10 protein-coding genes are annotated in these 18472 nt (G+C 34.2%); all 10 read left to right on the forward strand.

The annotated features are described in order from the left end of the window. Window positions 1-2: 2 nt before the first annotated feature. Complete coding sequence (locus KZH69_RS03575; RefSeq protein WP_219316091.1) at window positions 3-920, forward strand: GyrI-like domain-containing protein; 918 nt, start codon at window positions 3-5, stop codon at window positions 918-920. A gap of 124 nt (window positions 921-1044) precedes the next feature. Beyond that, complete coding sequence (locus tag KZH69_RS03580; RefSeq protein WP_219316092.1) at window positions 1045-2355, forward strand: MFS transporter; 1311 nt, start codon at window positions 1045-1047, stop codon at window positions 2353-2355. Continuing rightward, window positions 2348-3523, forward strand: a complete 1176-nt coding sequence (locus tag KZH69_RS03585) for an amylo-alpha-1,6-glucosidase (protein WP_219316093.1) — start codon at window positions 2348-2350, stop codon at window positions 3521-3523. The genes KZH69_RS03580 and KZH69_RS03585 overlap by 8 nt, the downstream gene beginning before the upstream one ends. Window position 3524: 1 nt before the next feature. Further along, complete coding sequence (locus tag KZH69_RS03590) at window positions 3525-4463, forward strand: carbohydrate kinase family protein (protein ID WP_219316094.1); 939 nt, start codon at window positions 3525-3527, stop codon at window positions 4461-4463. 20 nt (window positions 4464-4483) lie between these two features. After that, window positions 4484-5710, forward strand: a complete 1227-nt coding sequence (locus KZH69_RS03595; RefSeq protein WP_219316095.1) for an MFS transporter — start codon at window positions 4484-4486, stop codon at window positions 5708-5710. Continuing rightward, on the forward strand, window positions 5694-7559 hold the full coding sequence (locus tag KZH69_RS03600; RefSeq protein ID WP_219316096.1) for a trehalase family glycosidase: 1866 nt from the start codon (window positions 5694-5696) through the stop codon (window positions 7557-7559). Before KZH69_RS03595 ends, KZH69_RS03600 begins: the two co-directional genes overlap by 17 nt. 77 nt (window positions 7560-7636) lie before the next feature. Continuing rightward, window positions 7637-8062 carry a CBS domain-containing protein gene (locus KZH69_RS03605; protein WP_219316097.1) on the forward strand — a complete coding sequence of 142 codons (426 nt, stop codon included), beginning with the start codon at window positions 7637-7639 and terminating at the stop codon, window positions 8060-8062. A gap of 152 nt (window positions 8063-8214) precedes the next feature. Further along, the gene (locus KZH69_RS03610) at window positions 8215-10500 is read left to right on the forward strand and encodes an NADP-dependent malic enzyme (protein WP_219316098.1); all 2286 of its coding nucleotides are present in this window, start codon (window positions 8215-8217) and stop codon (window positions 10498-10500) included. Between the two features lie 140 nt (window positions 10501-10640). Continuing rightward, on the forward strand, window positions 10641-11222 hold the full coding sequence (gene ruvA / locus KZH69_RS03615; RefSeq protein WP_219316099.1) for a Holliday junction branch migration protein RuvA: 582 nt from the start codon (window positions 10641-10643) through the stop codon (window positions 11220-11222). 25 nt (window positions 11223-11247) lie between these two features. Then, window positions 11248-18393, forward strand: a complete 7146-nt coding sequence (gene sov / locus KZH69_RS03620; RefSeq protein WP_219316100.1) for a T9SS outer membrane translocon Sov/SprA — start codon at window positions 11248-11250, stop codon at window positions 18391-18393. The last annotated feature ends 79 nt before the right edge of the window (window positions 18394-18472 follow it).

Consider the following 18472-nt stretch of genomic DNA (forward strand, 5'->3'; position numbering starts at 1 on the left):
TTATGAAAACAAAAAATAAATTCATATTGGGTTGCGGTTTATTGTTATCCGTCTTTTTGATTTGGTATTTGTTTGTAAAAGAAAATGATTACACCATTTCGTTTACAGTAAAAGCGGCGACAGGCACTGTTTTTCAAGGTATAAATGAATGGAGTGCCATAAGGTTGGAAAAAGAAAAGGAAAACTATCAAACAGTTGCTAAAAATAATTTTGATTTCATCAAACAAAGAATGACTAAAAATCATTCTCAAATGGATTATACTTGGGAAATGGTTCCCATAAATGATTCGATGACCAAAGTGAATGTAGGCATTAAAGAATGGAATCATAGTTTGTATAACAAAATATCGGCCCCTTTTGTCAATACAAAATTTAAAGAGGAACAAATACAAAAGATAAAATCTTTTAAAGAGGGTTTAAATGATCATATTTCAAAATTTAAATATAAAATTGATGGATTGGGTTCTTCAAAAGAAGAGTTTGTAGCTTACATATCATTAAAAAGTGTTTTGCAAACCAAAGCACAGACCATGATTGGGAATGATGGAGTAATTACAGGATTTTTGCAAATGCATAATATTAAAATTCAAGGAAGACCTTATGTTGAGGTTACGAAATGGGATTTTGACAAAGAGACTCTTGATTTTAATTATTGCTTTCCAATTGACAAGGAAACAAAAATCATTGCCGATAAAGATGTAAAGTTTAAAACCATACCTGCAATGAAAGGCTTAAAAGCAACCTATTTTGGCAATATGAGAACGTCGGATCGTTCTTGGTTTGCTTTATTGGATTATGCAAAAAAGAATGGTTATGAGCTAAATAATAAGCCATTAGAACATTTTTTTGCAAATCCTTTTAATGGAGGAGACGAACTGTCTTGGAAGACAGAAGTCATTATTCCTTTCGTAAAAAGATAATATCTCAAATCTTTTTTGTTTTACGAAAACGTTTTTGGTGATTTCGAAATCGATTTCGATTTTATATTATGTTTTAATTGTTTCTATAGAATTACTTTTAATTAAATATTAACTAAACCACGATATGAATTTTAAAGCAAAAATGAGTTTTTGGCAAATTATCAATATGAATGTTGGTTTTTTTGGTATTCAGTATAGTTTCGGATTGCAACAAAGTGCCGTGAATCCAATTTATGATTTTCTTGGAGCGAGTCCGGATCAACTGCCTATACTTAATCTTGCCGGACCACTAACTGGATTGTTAATTCAACCCATAATAGGTGCTTTGAGCGATAAAACGTGGTCTCCAAAATTGGGAGGAAGAAGAAAACCTTATTTTTTTATAGGTGCATTGGTTTGTAGTTTGGCGCTATTTCTCTATCCTTTTAGCAGTTCTTTATGGATGGCAGCTGGTTTGCTTTGGATTTTAGATGTAGGGAATAATACTGCAATGGAACCCTATCGTGCCTTTATTGCTGATAAATTAGACGAATCACAACAACCAACAGGTTTTCAGGCGCAAAGTTTTTTTACGGGTTTTGGGCAAACATTAGCCAATGTCTCATTATTTATTTTTCCTCTTATTTTTATTGGGACAACTGGGAAATTACCAACTTGGGTTTTTGCATCCTTTTTTCTGGGGTCAATTTGCTCTATTGGATCGGTTTGGTGGAGTTCTCATACAACCAAGGAAATTCCTCCTTCAGAGGAAGAGTTAAAAGTTATGCAATCGGAACCATTAAGTGTTTTTACTCCATTTGTTGACATTATAAAAGCGGTAAAATATATGCCAAAAGTAATGTGGCAACTGGCATTGGTTTATTTGTTTCAATGGTATGCACTTTTTTGTTATTGGCAAAATTCATCAAAAAGTATAGCACTTTCGGTTTGGCATACCACTCCTCAGAAAGATATGAAATTGTATTCAGAAGCGGTAAGTTGGACAGGTTTGGTAAATGGGTGGTATAATATTGTAACCTTTTTAGTTGCTTTTAGTTTGGTCTATTTTGCAAAAAAGTATTCAGCAAAAATGGTACATTTCACGTGCTTGATTTTGGCCGCAATTGGTTTTTTACTTTTTCCTCATATTGAGAATAAGTACCTGTTATTTCCTGCCATAACCGGTTTTGGAATCGGTTGGGCCAGTATGATGGGAATTCCATATCTAATGGTAGTTTCGCAAATTCCTAAAGAACGATATGGAGTTTATATGGGAATCATTAACATGATGATTGTAATTCCAATGTTTATTCAAACGATCAGTTTTGGATATATTCTTAAGCATTTTTTAAATAATGATCCGCGATTGGCAATAACATTTGCAGGGGTCTTATTAGTTCTAAGTGCTGTTTTTACTCTATTTATTAAAACAAAAAAAGAAGGTATCAGTGAATAATTTAGCCTATAATAAAGCAATCGATTTACTTCAAAAAGTTTCTTCCTCAGAAGGTTTTTTGGCAAGTGCCCAAAACATTTCAAATTACAAAAGAGTTTGGGCCCGTGACGGTGTGATTTGTGGTTTGGCAGCATTAGCGTCAGGAGATGAAAAGTTGATAACAACTTTTCGGAAAACACTGGAGACACTCTCCCGGAACCAACATCATAATGGGACAATTCCATCCAATGTTATGACAGGTGAAGAATATGTTGAGGTTAGTTATGGAGGGCTTGCCGGTCGGGTTGATGCGGTAACTTGGTTTGTAATTGGAATTTGTCAATATGCGTTTTATACCAAAGATGATTCTTTTGTAAAAAAACACGAATCTAATATTGAAAAATGTTTGCAATTACTGGAGGCTTGGGAATTTAACAACAAAGGGCTTTTGTATGTACCCTTGTCTGGAAATTGGGCAGACGAGTATATTACGGATGGTTATGTTTTATACGACCAATTGTTAAGGGTTTGGGCTCTGAAAAGTTACAATCACTTTGCAAAGAATGATGCTATAACAACTAAAATTGAAATTATAACAGCTCAAATAGAATGCAATTTTACTCCCCATTCGGTTGGAGAGAAATACCATGAAAGAGCATATAAGGAAGTTAATATTCAACACTACATGCCTTGCTCTTTCTCTCCCGCCGGATACAAAACACAATTTGATGCATTTGCCAATTCTTTGGCTTTGATGCTCAATATTGGGTCTGCTGAATTTCAGAATTCCATAATTAATCATTCTCTAGAGTTGAAAAATAAAATGCCGTTGCATTTATTGCCAGCTTTTTGGCCTCCTATCCAGGAAATGGATATTGATTGGCAACTTCTTAGAAACAATTGCAAGTACGAATTTAGAAATTACCCCAATGAGTTTCATAATGGAGGCAGTTGGGCTATGGTGAATGGGTTTTATGGACTGGCTCTGTTGTCTAAAGGAAAACAAAAGGAAGCTGATGAAATATTGGAAGCCATAAATCATGTCAATGCTGTCGAAGAATTTCGTTTCTATGAGAACTTCAATAGTGAAACCAAAGCACCGAATGGTGTTCCTTTTTGCGCATGGAGTGCTGCGGCAACCGTTTTTTTGCATCAAAATAGATACGCTAATTTTAAATTTTTAGTTTAAAATGGAAAAAACTATTGATATTATATGTGTTGGAGAAGTATTGATTGATTGTATTGGTCAGCAAATAAATGCAACGATTCGGGAGACCCAAGATTATCATCGGTATCTTGGTGGTTCGCCAACTAATGTGGCTTCAAATGCTGCACGATTGGGCTTAAAATCGGTTTTGGTGGCTACTTGCGGAAATGATGGTTTGGGTGATTTTAGTATTCAAAAGCTTAAAACGGAAAAAGTAATAACTACTCAAATTGCTCAATTAGAAACGGCTTCCACTTCGATAATTTTGGTCTCAAAATCTACGGGAACTCCTGATTTTATTCCGTATCGGGATGCCGATTTTCAAATTATGCCAAATCAGATTCCTGAAGATTTATTAAAAAGCGCCAAAATATACCATACGACTTGTTTTGCTTTGAGCAAAAAACCGGCTCAGGAAACGATAGTTGAAAATGCCAAAAAAGCCAAAGCTTTGGGTTTGCAAACGAGTATCGACATTAATTTTTCGGAAAGAATTTGGCCTAATCGCGATGAAGCCAAAAAGGTTCTCAGCGATTATTTATCAACTAATCCTTTTGTGAAACTAAGCGAAGATGACTGCTACCGGCTTTTTGCGGAAGCGAAATCGGAAGATTTTATATTTGACTATTTTCATGGTTTGGGGGCTTCAACAATATGTTTGACGAAAGGTGGGGATGGAGTAGTACTGTCTGATAAAGAAGTGGGAATAATTCGTAAATCGGCATTGCCAGTTGCCGAAATAAAAGATACTACTGGTGCAGGAGATGCTTTCTGGACTGGATTTTTGTATGCTCAATTGCAAAATAAAAATTGGGAAGAAACAATTACAATTGCCCAGCGGTTGGCCGTTTTAAAACTTCAAAATATAGGAGGATTGCCAGACAGAATAAATATTCTGGAGTATCTAAATGCAGATTTATAAATTAATTCAAACCATTTTAAATGAAGAACATTACCATTAAGCTCGCATTATTTATTAATTATTTTGTTTTTGCTGCCCTTTTGAACAGCGTGGGATTGTTGATTCAAAAGTCTCAAAATATGTATGGTGTTTCTGAAGTACAAGCAAGTGTATTGGAACCGGCCAAAGATTTAACCATTGCATTTGTAGCTTTTTTGATTGGCTCCTTGCTTCCTAAATTAGGCTATAAAAAAGGAATGTTAATCAGTTTGGCAGTTGTTTTTGCGGGCTGTTTTGTTATGTATTTTGGTGATTCTTTTTGGAGTGTCATTGTATTGTTTGCCTGTACAGGATTTTCTTTTGCGATAATCAAAGTGTCAGTCATGGCTTTAATTGGTGTTGTTACCGATACTGAAAAACAGCATAAGGCATTTATGAGTTACATAGAAAGCGTGTTTATGTTAGGGATTGTGTTTGCCTATGTGATTTTTCCAATGTTTTATAGCGAAACAAATCCGAAGGCCTGGCTCAATGTTTATTTGGTTTTAGCGGGATTGATAGCCCTTGTTTTTGTTTTTATTTTAATCTCAAAATTTAATTTACCCAAAGTAGAAAATCCTAAATCTTTTCAAGAAGATTTTAAAGACATGTTGAGTTTGCTGAAAAGACCTTTGATTTTGCTTTTTGCTGTTTTTGCCTTTATGTATGTAATGACCGAACAGGGAATCATGTCTTGGCTGCCCACTTTTAATCAAAAAGTGTTGCATCTTAATGAACGATTAGCGGGTCAGATGGCCGTAATTTTAATGCTTTCCATTGCTTTTGGGAGGTTTATTTCGGGAATAATTGTCAAGAAAATCCATTGGTACGTTTTTTTGACGGTTTGTTTATTCGCGGCAGCGAGTTTAATTGTTTTTGTTTTGCCAATGGCTTCCGGAATTGAAATCACACAGGTAAATGCTTTGTCCGAAGTGCCATTAATAGGGTTTGTATTTCCATTAATAGGTTTGTTCCTAGCACCCATTTATCCGATTGTAAACTCAACAATCATTAGTGCTACAGAGAAACATTTTCATGGTGCCGTTGCGGGTTTGTTGACTTTTTTCTCTGCAATTGGAGGAACAAGCGGATCCGTGATTATTGGATATTTATTCCAAAAGATTGGAGGAAGCAAAGCCTTTTATTTTTCGCTAATTCCTTTGGCAGTTCTTGTAGTTGTTTTGTTTTTTATTAATAAATTAAATAAAAAAGATGAAGTTCTTACTTAAAGTCGACCAGGTGTTTGAAGCACTATTGCTTCAAGAAGATACGGATCATGATAAAAAAATTACTAAAGATGATTTGGGACCAAAAAGATTTGTGTTGGTAGATGAAAGTACCAAAGAGCAACAAATTATAGTAGGCACTTATCATTTGTCCAATCTGTTACAAGAATTGGCTGTGTTAAAAGAAAATGAAGAAATATTGGGCGAGGTTGATTTGGATTGTATTCAAGAAAACCCAGTAGAAAGAATTTCCAGAAAAATAAGGGAGGATTATTGGGACGAACTAACTAGGACTATTGACAGGAAAGGGTTGAAATTAATCATTGAAGATGTGAAAACTTCGAATGAAGTGGCAACACTTTATGTTTCCGAAAAAGACAAACAAGGTGTTGCTTATTTTAAAGAATTAGAAAAAGAGTTGGATAACTTTGAAGTGGTCGTACTTCCTTCAACTATTTCAGAAGAATATGTAGCAACGTTAGATGATAAGCCTGGAATTTTGGCACTGGCTTTACAGCAAAAAATATATAGTTTACAAGGTGTCCCTTTTGTAGTGCCGGGAGGAAGATTTAACGAAATGTATGGCTGGGATAGTTATTTTATTGGAATTGGATTGTTGATTGATGGAAAATTAGAGAAAGCCATCGCCATCGCCGAAAATTTTAAATATCAAATCATTCATTACGGCAAAATCTTAAATGCCAATCGTAGTTATTACCTCACCAGAACGCAGCCACCGTTGTATTCTTCGTTACTCGTTGCTATTGCCAATGAGGGAAATATCGATAAAAAATGGTTGCGAAGCCATCTGGAAACGGTTATTTTAGAATACGATACCGTTTGGATGGTGCAAGGCAATAGATTGACTCCAACTGGATTGAACCGATATAAAGCGGATGGTGTGGGAATGCCTTTTGAAGTGGAACCAGGACATTTTGATGATGTGCTAGAACCTTATGCGATTAAATACAATTTGCCTATTCGAGAATTCGAAAAACAATATCTAGCTCGAATAATTACCGATCCTGAATTGGATTTATATTTTGTACATGATCGGTCCATGCGCGAAAGCGGTCACGATACCACCAATCGTTTGATTAATACTTGTGCCAATTTGAATTCTGTTGATGTGAATAGTTTTCTTTATAAATATGAAAAAGACATCGAGAGTTTAATAAGAGATTATTTTGAAGGTTCATTTACTGCAGGAAATGTGATTCATACTCCCGAAGAATGGGCCAAAAAAGCGGAGTTCAGAAAAGAGAGAATGACTGAACTGTGCTGGAATGAAACCGCGGGGATGTATTTTGATTATGATTTTGTAAATCAAAAACAGTTTCCATTTGAAGCAGCATCAACATTCTTCCCGCTTTGGGCTGGATTGTGCGATGATTATCAAGCTCAAAAATTAGTGGAAAACGCTTTGCCTCTTTTTATGAAAACGGGCGGAATTACGGGCAGTACACAAAACAGTTGGTTAGAATCGGATCAAAATGCTCCACAGCGACAATGGGATTATCCTTTCGGCTGGGCTCCTCACCAAATGTTGTTGTGGGAAGGATTGCTGAAATACAATTACAAGGAAAAAGCACAAGAAATGGTCTACCGTTGGCTTTGGTTAATTACAAAGAATGCTGTAGAGTACAACGGAACCATTCCCGAGAAATTTGATTTGGAAACCAGTTCACATAAAGTTTTTGCCGAGTATGGGAATGTAGGAACCGAATTTGATTATATCGCAAAAGAAGGTTTTGGTTGGGTAAATGCGTCCTATCAATACGGGTTGCAGATTTTGGATGGTAAATTAATAGATGAATTGAATCAATTGATATCTCCAGACGAATTGTTTTAGTAAATAAAATTTATTCTTTTTTTTGCTTTTTGTATATGATTTTTTTCTAAATTTAGCTTTCTAAAATTTATTCTATTATGACTGTAAATCAAATACTAAGCACAAAAGGGAGAGAGGTTTATTCTATTGTTTCAACCATTACCGTTTTCGAAGCGTTGAGAGTTATGGGTGAGAAAAATATAGGAGCAATTCTTGTAATTGAAGATGGAGCTTTAAAAGGAATTTTATCAGAGAGAGATTATGCCAGAAAAATTGTTTTAAAAGATAAATCCTCAAAGAAAACACCTGTAAGTGAAATTATGGAAAGTGAAGTAGTGACTGTTAAGCCATCGGATAATTTAGATTATTGTATGGAATTAATGAGTAAAAGAAGAATTAGACATTTACCAGTGATTGAAAACGAGGTGATAATCGGTCTTGTTTCAATAGGAGATGTCGTAAAATCTATAATTGAAGTTCAAAAAGAAACCATAAAACACCTAGATTCTTATATTTCCCAATAAAAAGGATTTTTAAATTACTATTTAATAGCTACATAGAACTGTAGCTATTTTTTTTGGTTATAAATTACCCAAATTCAAATAAAAGAATAAGATAAAGGCTTCGGTTTTAAAGGAAGTCCGTTATCTTTGTTTATTAGAAAAAATAAAAAAAAATGGACAAGAACAGTAAAAGAAAAGAGGCGTTATTGTATCACGCTGAACCAACTCCAGGAAAAATTCAAGTAGTCCCTACCAAAAAATATGCAACCCAAAGAGATTTGTCTTTGGCTTATTCTCCAGGAGTTGCAGAACCATGTTTGGAAATTGCAAAAGACATCAATAATGTTTATAAATATACAGCCAAAGGGAATCTAGTTGCTGTAATCACAAACGGAACAGCCGTTTTGGGACTTGGTGATATTGGCCCAGAAGCTTCAAAACCCGTAATGGAAGGCAAAGGTCTTTTGTTTAAAATATTTTCTGATATCGATGTGTTTGACATCGAAATTGGAACCAAAGATATCGAAGAGTTTATTCAAACAGTGAAAAATATAGCGCCAACTTTTGGGGGAATTAATCTAGAAGATATTAAAGCGCCTGAATCATTTGAAATCGAACGCAGGCTGGTTGAAGAACTAAATATTCCTGTGATGCATGATGATCAACATGGGACAGCTATTATATCTTCAGCAGCTTTAATTAATGCATTAGAATTGGCTGGTAAAAAAGCAGAAAATGTAAAAATGGTTGTGTCTGGCGCAGGATCTGCCGCAATTGCTTGTGCCGATTTGTATGTTCTATTGGGAGTAAAAAGAGAGAATATTGTAATGTTTAATAGTAAAGGTCTTTTGACCAAAGACAACCCAGCTTTGTCTGAATTACAAGTAAAATATGCTGTGGAAGGAGCCTCAAAAAGTCTTGAAGAAGCCTTGACAGGAGCAGATATTTTCTTGGGATTATCAACTGCAAATGTTATGACTCCTCAAATGTTATTAGCAATGGCAGATAATCCTATTGTTTTCGCCATGGCAAATCCTGATCCTGAAATTGCTTACAACCTTGCTATTTCAACCCGAAAGGATGTTATTATGGCAACAGGTCGTTCAGATCATCCTAATCAAGTAAACAATGTACTTGGATTTCCTTATATTTTTAGAGGAGCGCTAGATGTGCGCGCCACAAAGATAAATGAAGCTATGAAAATGGCTGCTGTAAAAGCATTGGCTGCACTTGCTAAAGAGAATGTTCCTGAGCAGGTAAATATTGCCTATGGAGCTACTAAATTGGTTTTTGGTAGAGAATATATCATACCAAAACCTTTTGATCCTAGATTAATCACGGTAGTTGCGCCTGCTGTTGCAAAAGCGGCTATGGAATCTGGTGTTGCATTAAATCCAATTACTGATTGGGCTAAGTATGAAGAAGAACTTTTGAATCGTTTGGGTAATGATAATAAAATGATTCGAATGATTACCAATAGAGCCAAAACGGATCCGAAAAAAGTTGTTTTTGCAGAAGCGGAACAATTGGATGTTTTAAAAGCTGCTCAAATTGTTTATGAAGAAGGTATAGGTTTTCCTATTTTGTTAGGAAATAAAGAAATTATTTTAGAATTAAAAGCAGAACTGGGCTTTGATGCAGATCTTCCAATAATAGATCCAAAATTAGAAGAGGAAACAGAGAGAAGAACTCGATATGCTACCGAATTATGGCAGTCCAGAAAACGAAATGGTATCTCGCTTTTTGATGCTGAAAAGTTCATGAGAGAACGAAATTATTTTGCAGCTATGATGGTGAACATGGGTGATGCTGATGCATTAGTTTCAGGACATTCCAGAAGTTATCCGTCAGTTGTAAAACCGATGTTGCAAATAATTGGTAAAGCACCTAATGTTTCATTGGTAGCGACTACCAATATTATGATGACTAGTCGAGGGCCTATGTTTTTGTCGGACACAGCAATAAATGTAAATCCATCAGCAGAGGAGCTGGCAAAAATTGCTTTAATGACTGCCAATACTGCAAAAATGTTTGGCGTTGAACCTGTGATTGCGATGGTGTCTTATTCCAATTTTGGTTCTTCGACAAATGAGACTGCTTCAAAAGTGAAAGAAGCGGTGGCTTATTTACATGAAAATCATCCTGATATTGTTGTGGATGGAGAAATTCAAGCCGATTTTGCTTTGAATTCAGATATGCTTGATGCCAAGTTTCCTTTTTCAAAATTAGCTGGAAAAAAAGTAAATACTTTAATTTTTCCAAACCTAGAAGCTGCTAATATTACATATAAACTATTGAAAGAGTTGAATAAAGTTGCGTCAATTGGACCAATAATGATGGGGATGAAAAATCCAGTTCATGTTTTTCAATTGGGAGCCAGTGTTGAAGAAATGGTCAATATGGCCGCAATAGCAGTAATTGACGCTCAAGAAAAAAGTATGAGATTAAAAGGGAAATAAAGTCAAAATACCTAAAGAATACAATTTGAGATTAAAAGACAAATGTAATGTGTTGGCTTGTACTTAAAAGGAACTCCATTAACGCAATACATTTGTCTTTTAATCTCAAATTTTATTATATTTGAACATATAAATTATTTATGATAGCACATTTACAAGGAAAATTAGTAGAAAAAACACCTACAGATGTAGTGATAGACTGTAGCGGTGTTGGTTATCATGTAAATATATCTTTGCATACCTATTCTTTATTGCCTAATACTGATTTTATAAAATTATATACGTATCTTCAAATAAAAGAAGATGCCCATACTTTGTTTGGGTTTGTGGAAAAATCGGAGAGAGAAATTTTTAAAATGTTATTATCGGTATCTGGAATTGGTGCCAGTATTGCACGTACTATGCTTTCCTCTTTAGATCCTAAACAAATTATCAATGCCATTGCTTCAGGAGACGTGGTTGCGATTCAAAAAATAAAAGGAATTGGAAGTAAAACTGCTCAAAGAGTTATCCTTGATTTAAAGGAAAAAGTGTTAAAATTGTATGATTTAGATGAAGTTTCGATGTCGCAGAGCAATACAAACAAAGATGAAGCGTTATCTGCTCTGGAAGTCCTTGGTTTTGTTCGAAAAGCATCCGAAAAAATCATTGAAAAAATCGTCAAAGAAGAACCAGAAGCTACTGTGGAAACTATAATAAAAAAAGCTTTAAAAAATTTATAGAAAAATCATTAGAAGTCTAATCGATATGCATAAAATTTATATTTTTTTGCTGGTAATTTTTTGTGGTTTTGTATCGCAGGCCCAAGTGCAAGGGGTTGTTCAAGACACCGTAAAAAAAGGATATGACGTTGGTGAAGTTCAAATGGCAAATCCCAAAAGCATATTGTCAGCCTATACCTATGATCCAGTTACTGATACTTATGTTTACACTAATTCAATAGACGATTTCAATATCAATTATCCTATTGTTTTAACTCCAGCTGAGTATGAAAAATTAATGTTGAAGGAATCGATGAACGATTATTTTAGCAAAAAAGTAGATGCTATAGATGGTAATAAAACGGGGAGTGAAGCTGCAAAAAAGGATTTATTGCCACGATATTATATAAGATCGGGACTTTTTGAGTCTATTTTTGGTAGCAATACTATCGATGTAAAACCAACAGGTTCAATTGAAATTGATTTAGGATTATTATACACCAAGCAGGATAATCCAGCATTTTCCCCTAGAAATAGAACAAATACTTCATTCGACTTTAATCAAAGAATAAGTATGAGTTTGTTGGGAAAAGTTGGTACTCGATTGCAAGTCACAGCCAATTTTGATACCCAGTCTACTTTTGCATTTCAAAATTTATTAAAATTGGAATATACTCCAGCAGATGATGATATTGTCCGAAAAATTGAAGTTGGAAATGTCAGTATGCCCTTAAATAGTACTTTGATACAAGGGGCTCAGAGTTTATTTGGAGTAAAAACCGAGTTGCAGTTTGGTAAAACGACTGTGACAGGGGTGTTTTCAGAGCAAAAGTCACAAGCCAAAAGCGTAACAGCTCAAGGAGGAGGCACTATTCAAGAATTCGAAATGTATGGGTTAGATTATGATAATGATAGGCATTTTTTCTTGTCTCAATATTTTAGAGACAAATACGATGCATCATTAAAAAATTATCCTTTTATAGATTCAAGAGTTCAAATAACAAGGGTGGAAGTTTGGATTACCAACAAGCAAAATCGCGTAAATACAACAAGTAATAATTTAAGAAATATTATTGCTTTACAGGATTTAGGGGAATCTCAATTAAAAGATTTGCCAGACAATAAAGTGGTGGTTTTGAATCCTTCTGCAGGGATGTTTCTTAAACCGCCAGATTCTCCAACAGATAATAAAAATAATAAATATAATCCAGAATTGATAGCTAACAATACGGGTTATTTAAATAGTAACATTCGTGAAATAGTAACAGCAAAAAATGGATTTAATTCTATTACGGTTAGTGAAGGACAAGATTATTCAAAATTAGAAAATGCCAGAAAGTTACTGCCCAATGAATATTCTCTTAATACACAGTTGGGGTATATTTCCTTGCAACAACGATTAGGGAATGATGAAATTTTGGCGGTAGCTTATCAGTATTCTATTGGCGATGAAGTTTACCAAGTTGGGGAATTTGGTAATGATGGTGTTGAGGCAACAGTGGTAGGTAGTTCACAGCAATCCAATCAAACGGTTATCTCTCAGACTTTAATTTTAAAAATGTTAAAGAGTAGTTTGACAAATGTATCAAATCCAGTTTGGAATTTGATGATGAAAAATATTTATCAAATCCAGGGTGCTTATCAATTGATTCAGGAAGATTTTAGGTTAAATGTTTTATATAAAAATCCATCACCTTTAAATTACATTTCTCCTGTTCCGGGATTTCCGTTTCCAGCTAATCCATCTCCTGAAAACACGATAGAGAATACTACTTTGTTAAAAGTGCTTAATTTGGATAGGTTGAATTATAATAATGATACTCAGGCTGGTGGTGATGGATTCTTTGATTTTATTCCTGGTTTGACCGTCGATTCACAAAACGGCAGATTGATTTTTACCAGTAAGGAACCTTTTGGTGAACTGTTGTTTAAAAAGCTGGATGATCCAAATTCTCCACGTGACTATTATGATGTTGATACGTATAATGAGAATCAAAAAAAATATGTGAATCCTTACATGTATCGCAACACTACAGCAGTAGCTATTCAGAATCCAGAACTGAATAAATTTCTTTTGCGTGGGAAGTTCAAATCTGTTGGCGGAGATGGGATTCCTATAGGGGCCTTTAATGTCCCGCTAGGCTCTGTAAAAGTTACGGCAGCAGGCAGAGTTTTGGTGGAAGGAGTTGATTATAGCGTGAATTATCAATTGGGGAAAGTTCAAATTCTAGATCCATCTTTACAAGCATCGAATACTCCAATTGAAATTTCATTAGAGAATAATTCTGTTTTTGGTCAACAAACCAGAAGATTTTTTGGGGTAAATGTTGATCATTTAATTTCTGAGAATTTTATGGTAGGGGCAACTTTCTTAAATATGAAAGAAAAGCCATTTACCCAAAAATCCAGTTATGGTCAAGAGTCTGTGAATAATAGTATTTTTGGATTGCATGGAAATTTTTCTTCCCAAGTTCCTTTTTTTACCCGCTTGGTTAATAAATTACCAAATATAGATACCGATGTTCCTTCTACGATTTCAGTTAGTGGTGAGTTTGCTTATTTAATGCCCAATGCATCAGACGGAGATAAATTTCAAGGAGAATCTACCATTTATGTTGATGATTTCGAAAGCTCTCAATCTTCAATTGATTTGCGTTCTGCTTATGCTTGGAGTTTGTCTTCTACCCCAGAGAACAATCCCAAGAGTTCATATAATTTTAATGGAAATTTAGAAGGTTTGGATTACGGTTTTAAGAGAGCCAAATTAGCGTGGTACACTATTGATCCTATTTTTTATACCTCAAAACCATCTGGAATTACAAATGATGATTTGTCTTTGAATACAACAAGGAGAGTTTATAGTGATGAATTATATCCATTAACAGATATTGTACAAGGGCAATCTCTCGTGGTGAGTACCTTGGATTTGAGTTATTATCCCAAAGACCGTGGACCTTATAATAATGCCTCGAAAGTTGATGATGCTCCAAATGAAAATTATGGAGGGATTTTGAGGTCGTTAAGTTCTACCAATTTTGAGCAAGGCAATGTTGAATATATTCAGTTTTGGGTTATGGATCCTTATGTAGGGAACTCCAAAATTCCTAATTCTAATACTGGAAAACTCTATTTTAATCTTGGGGAAATCTCCGAAGATGTTTTAAAAGACGATAAAAAATTATATGAAAATGGTCTTGGTCCAGATCAAATTCTGGTGAACCCTCCTTCGGATTGGGGAAATGTTCCTGCTTCACAATCGTTAATTTATGCATTTGATAATAATGAAGGAAATCGTATCAATCAGGACATTGGTTTGGATGGTCTTCCTTCTAGTGAAGAAGCAAAGATTTATACTAATTATGGTTCAGAAGCCGACCCGGCTGCGGATGACTATGTTTATTATTTGAATACTTCTGGAGATGTGTTAGATCGTTATAAAAATTACAATGGTGTTGATGGAAATTCAACTGTTAATATCAATTCACCTAATAGAGGATCTTCGACAGTTCCAGATGTTGAGGATGTTAATAGGGATAACACGATGAATACGATCAATGCTTATTATGAGTACAGTGTTGATTTTGAGCCTAATATGCAAGTAGGACAGAATTATATTTCAGATATTCGTAACACAGCAGTCACCTTGCCAAATGGCTCCTCTACGGAATCAAGATGGATTCAATTTAAAATTCCAATTAAGCAATATCAAAATAAGATTGGTACTATAACTGATTTTAATTCAATTCGTTTTATGCGAATGTTCTTGACTGATTTTACTGATCAGGTTACGTTGCGCTTTGGAGCTTTAGAATTAATTAGAGGAGAGTGGAGGCTTTATGATAAAGAATTAACTTCTACAGGAGCAATAGATCCAAGCTCATCGACTACTTTCGCTACTGCGGCAGTAAATATAGAAGAAAATTCAAGCCGTTGTCCGATAAATTATGTGAGTCCACCAAGTGTAGAAAGAGAGCAATTATATAACAATAATACGGTTATCAACCAAGATGAGCAATCTTTGTCGATGAAAATTTCAGGAAAAGGTTTAGAGCCTTTTCATGGCAGAGGTGCGTTCAAAAATTTTAATATTGATATGCGTCAATATAAGAATCTTAAAATGTTTTTACATGCTGAGTCGTTACCAGATGAAACTGCATTACAAGATAATCAAATGGTTGCCTTTTTGCGTTTTGGAGCGGATTATTCGGATGATTTTTATCAAATAGAAATTCCATTGAAAGTGACTGTGGCTTCTTCTTCTGGAGATAAAGGCTGTCCGCCGGTAAGTGCTGACTTGGTTTGGCCTTCAGACAACGAAATAGATTTGTCTCTAGAATTATTAACGAATTTAAAGCTTAAGTCTTTAAAAATTGACAAAGCGACTTTGCCAGCTGATGGAATTTATTATTCGGATGACGATCCAGATCAAGTTGGAGGCGATGGGGATACTAAATTGCGTATAGGGATTAAAGGTAATCCAAATTTAGGGATGATTCGAAATGTTATGCTTGGTGTAAAAAGTAATGAACCTCATGAGGATATAAAAGGAGAGGTTTGGTTTAATGAACTCCGTTTGGCTAATATGGATAATAAAGGGGGTATGGCTGCTTTATTAAACGTTGATACCAATTTTGCAGATTTGGCAACGGTATCTATGACTGGAAATATTAAGAATTATGGATTTGGTACTATCGAACAAGGGCCAAATGAAAGAAGTAGAGAAGATCTTAAGCAATATAATGTTGTGACCAATATTAACTTAGGGAAATTTTTGCCCAAAAAATGGGGTATTAATTTGCCTTTTAATTACTCCATTGGAGAAGCAACTATTACACCGGAGTATGATCCTTTTTATGAAGATATCAAACTGAAGCAAGTTTTGGATGATGCAGATACGGATGCCGAAAGAAAAAATAAATTAAGTCAAGCTATTGATTATACTAAACGTAAAAGTATCAATTTGATTGGTGTTCGAAAAGAAAGAAGCCCTGCAAAGAAGCCAATGCCTTATGATCCGGAAAACTTCACTTTTTCGCAATATTATAATGAAGTTGCTCGTCATGATTTTGAAATCGAAAAAAATATTGATCAACAATCGAGAACAACTGTAGATTATGCTTATACATTTCAACCAAAAGTATTAGAGCCTTTTCAGAAAACAAAGTTTATGAAAAAAAGTAGCTATTGGAAGTTTTTGAGTGACCTTAATTTTAATTATTTGCCATCAAATATTACTTTTAATACCAATGTGGTTCGACAAGATAATGAACAACAATTTAGACAAGTAGAAGATATAGGGATTGGTTTTGAACCATTGTACAGAAGAAATTATGGGTTTAATTACCAATATGGGTTTGTTTTTAATTTGACTAAATCATTAAAGATAAATTATACGGCTGCTTCGAGAAACTTAGTAAAAAATTATTTGGATGATAATAATGAACCTATTGATAATGTAACTATTTGGGACGGCTACTTTGATGTGGGAACCGCCAATTTTCATATGCAGCAGTTTGTTTTAAATTATGAAATACCGTTGAATAAAATACCTGTATTAGGATTTATAAAAGCTAATTACTCTTATACAGGGGATTATAGTTGGCAACAATCCTCTACCACATTAAGTAATATTGAGAAGGACGGTCAGTATTATAATTTGGGGAACACGGTGCAAAATGCAAAATCAACAAATTTTAATACAACTTTCAATATGGAGACGTTGTATAAATATATTGGTATCTCTAAAAATTCTAATAATAGCAAACCTAAACCTGTAGCTCCGCCTAAACCAGGTGAAAAAGTGGTAAAGAATGATCCTCTTAAAAAGATTAACCAAAATCAGTTTATCGAAAGTTTGAAGGGAGTCTTAACAAGTGTGAAAAGTATACAACTTAGTTTTGCCGAGAATCAAGGAACGGTTTTGCCAGGATATACTCCAAGTGTTGGTTTTTTTGGATCTTCAAAACCAACTTTAGGATTTGTTTTTGGTAGTCAAAATGATGTTAGGTATGAGGCTGCCAAAAATGGTTGGTTGACAACTTATCAGGAGTTTAGTCAAAATTATACAAATGTAAATAGTCAGGTATTTAAAGGCTCAGCTAATTTGGAATTAACGCCGGATTTAAAAATTGATTTATTGGGAGATCGGTCTTTTTCAGAAAATTTCTCGGAACAATATGATGTTTCAAATGGAGATTATAATCCAAGGTCACCTTATAGTTTTGGTATGTTTTCTATTTCAACAGTTTTGATAGGAACTTCCTTTTCGACTAGTAATGAAGTGAGTTCATCTGCTTTTGACAAATTCAGAAGCAATAGGCTTACAATTGCCAATAGATTGGCAACAGAGAGAGGTATTGATATAACTGATCCGACTAAACTAGATTCTAAAGGTTTTCCTTTAGGTTATTCAAGTTCTAATCAGGCAGTTTTGTTGCCCGCATTTTTAGCTGCATATTCAGGAAGTAGTGCAGATAAGGTTTCGTTTGATATTTTTAGAAGTTTCCCAATTCCCAATTGGGCAATCAAGTACAATGGATTAATGCGATATGGTTTTTTTAAAAAGAACTTTAAACGTTTTTCTTTACAGCAAAACTATAGAGCATCATACACTGTTAATTCTTTTAGATCTAATTTTAATTACACAAAAAATCCAGAAGGACAAGATGATAGTGGTAATTTTTATAATCCTACTATTATGTCTAATGTTACTTTAGTAGAACAATTTAATCCCTTATTAAGAATTGATTTTGAATTAAAAAATTCATTTAAATTATTGACTCAAATTAATAAAGATAGAGCGTTGTCTATGAGTTTTGATAATAACTTGTTGACAGAAGTGCATGGAATTGAATATGTAGTAGGGTTGGGATATCGTATAAAAGACGTGACTTTTTCCTCAAGACTCGCTGATAATCCGATGGGAGTTATAAAAAGTGATATTAATATCAAAGCTGATTTAACTTTGCGAGATAATCAAACCATTGTGAGGTATTTAGATTACAATAATAATCAACTTGGTGGTGGGCAAAATATTTGGACATTGAATGTAACAGGTGATTATTCTCTAAGTAAAAATTTAACAATAATTTTTTATTACAACCATTCGTTTTCTAAACCCGTTATTTCTACTTCATTTCCGCTGACTAATATTAGTTCAGGGTTTACTATACGTTACACTTTTGGGAATTAATTTTTGAAAATCTAAACCGTAATTGTGTATAAGATTGTTACATTTGCACAAAAAATTAGTATTAATTATTCAATTATCA

Source organism: Flavobacterium taihuense, from assembly GCF_019351435.1.
Lineage (GTDB): Bacteria > Bacteroidota > Bacteroidia > Flavobacteriales > Flavobacteriaceae > Flavobacterium > Flavobacterium taihuense.

What these genes read in the sequence shown, in the direction of transcription:
- KZH69_RS03610 (WP_219316098.1), top strand. Translation starts at nt 8,215, where the DNA reads ATGGACAAGAACAGTAAAAGAAAAGAGGCGTTATTGTATCACGCTGAA.
- KZH69_RS03600 (WP_219316096.1), top strand. Translation starts at nt 5,694, where the DNA reads ATGAAGTTCTTACTTAAAGTCGACCAGGTGTTTGAAGCACTATTGCTT.
- KZH69_RS03580 (WP_219316092.1), top strand. Translation starts at nt 1,045, where the DNA reads ATGAATTTTAAAGCAAAAATGAGTTTTTGGCAAATTATCAATATGAAT.
- KZH69_RS03595 (WP_219316095.1), top strand. Translation starts at nt 4,484, where the DNA reads ATGAAGAACATTACCATTAAGCTCGCATTATTTATTAATTATTTTGTT.
- KZH69_RS03575 (WP_219316091.1), top strand. Translation starts at nt 3, where the DNA reads ATGAAAACAAAAAATAAATTCATATTGGGTTGCGGTTTATTGTTATCC.
- KZH69_RS03590 (WP_219316094.1), top strand. Translation starts at nt 3,525, where the DNA reads ATGGAAAAAACTATTGATATTATATGTGTTGGAGAAGTATTGATTGAT.
- KZH69_RS03605 (WP_219316097.1), top strand. Translation starts at nt 7,637, where the DNA reads ATGACTGTAAATCAAATACTAAGCACAAAAGGGAGAGAGGTTTATTCT.
- sov (WP_219316100.1), top strand. Translation starts at nt 11,248, where the DNA reads ATGCATAAAATTTATATTTTTTTGCTGGTAATTTTTTGTGGTTTTGTA.
- ruvA (WP_219316099.1), top strand. Translation starts at nt 10,641, where the DNA reads ATGATAGCACATTTACAAGGAAAATTAGTAGAAAAAACACCTACAGAT.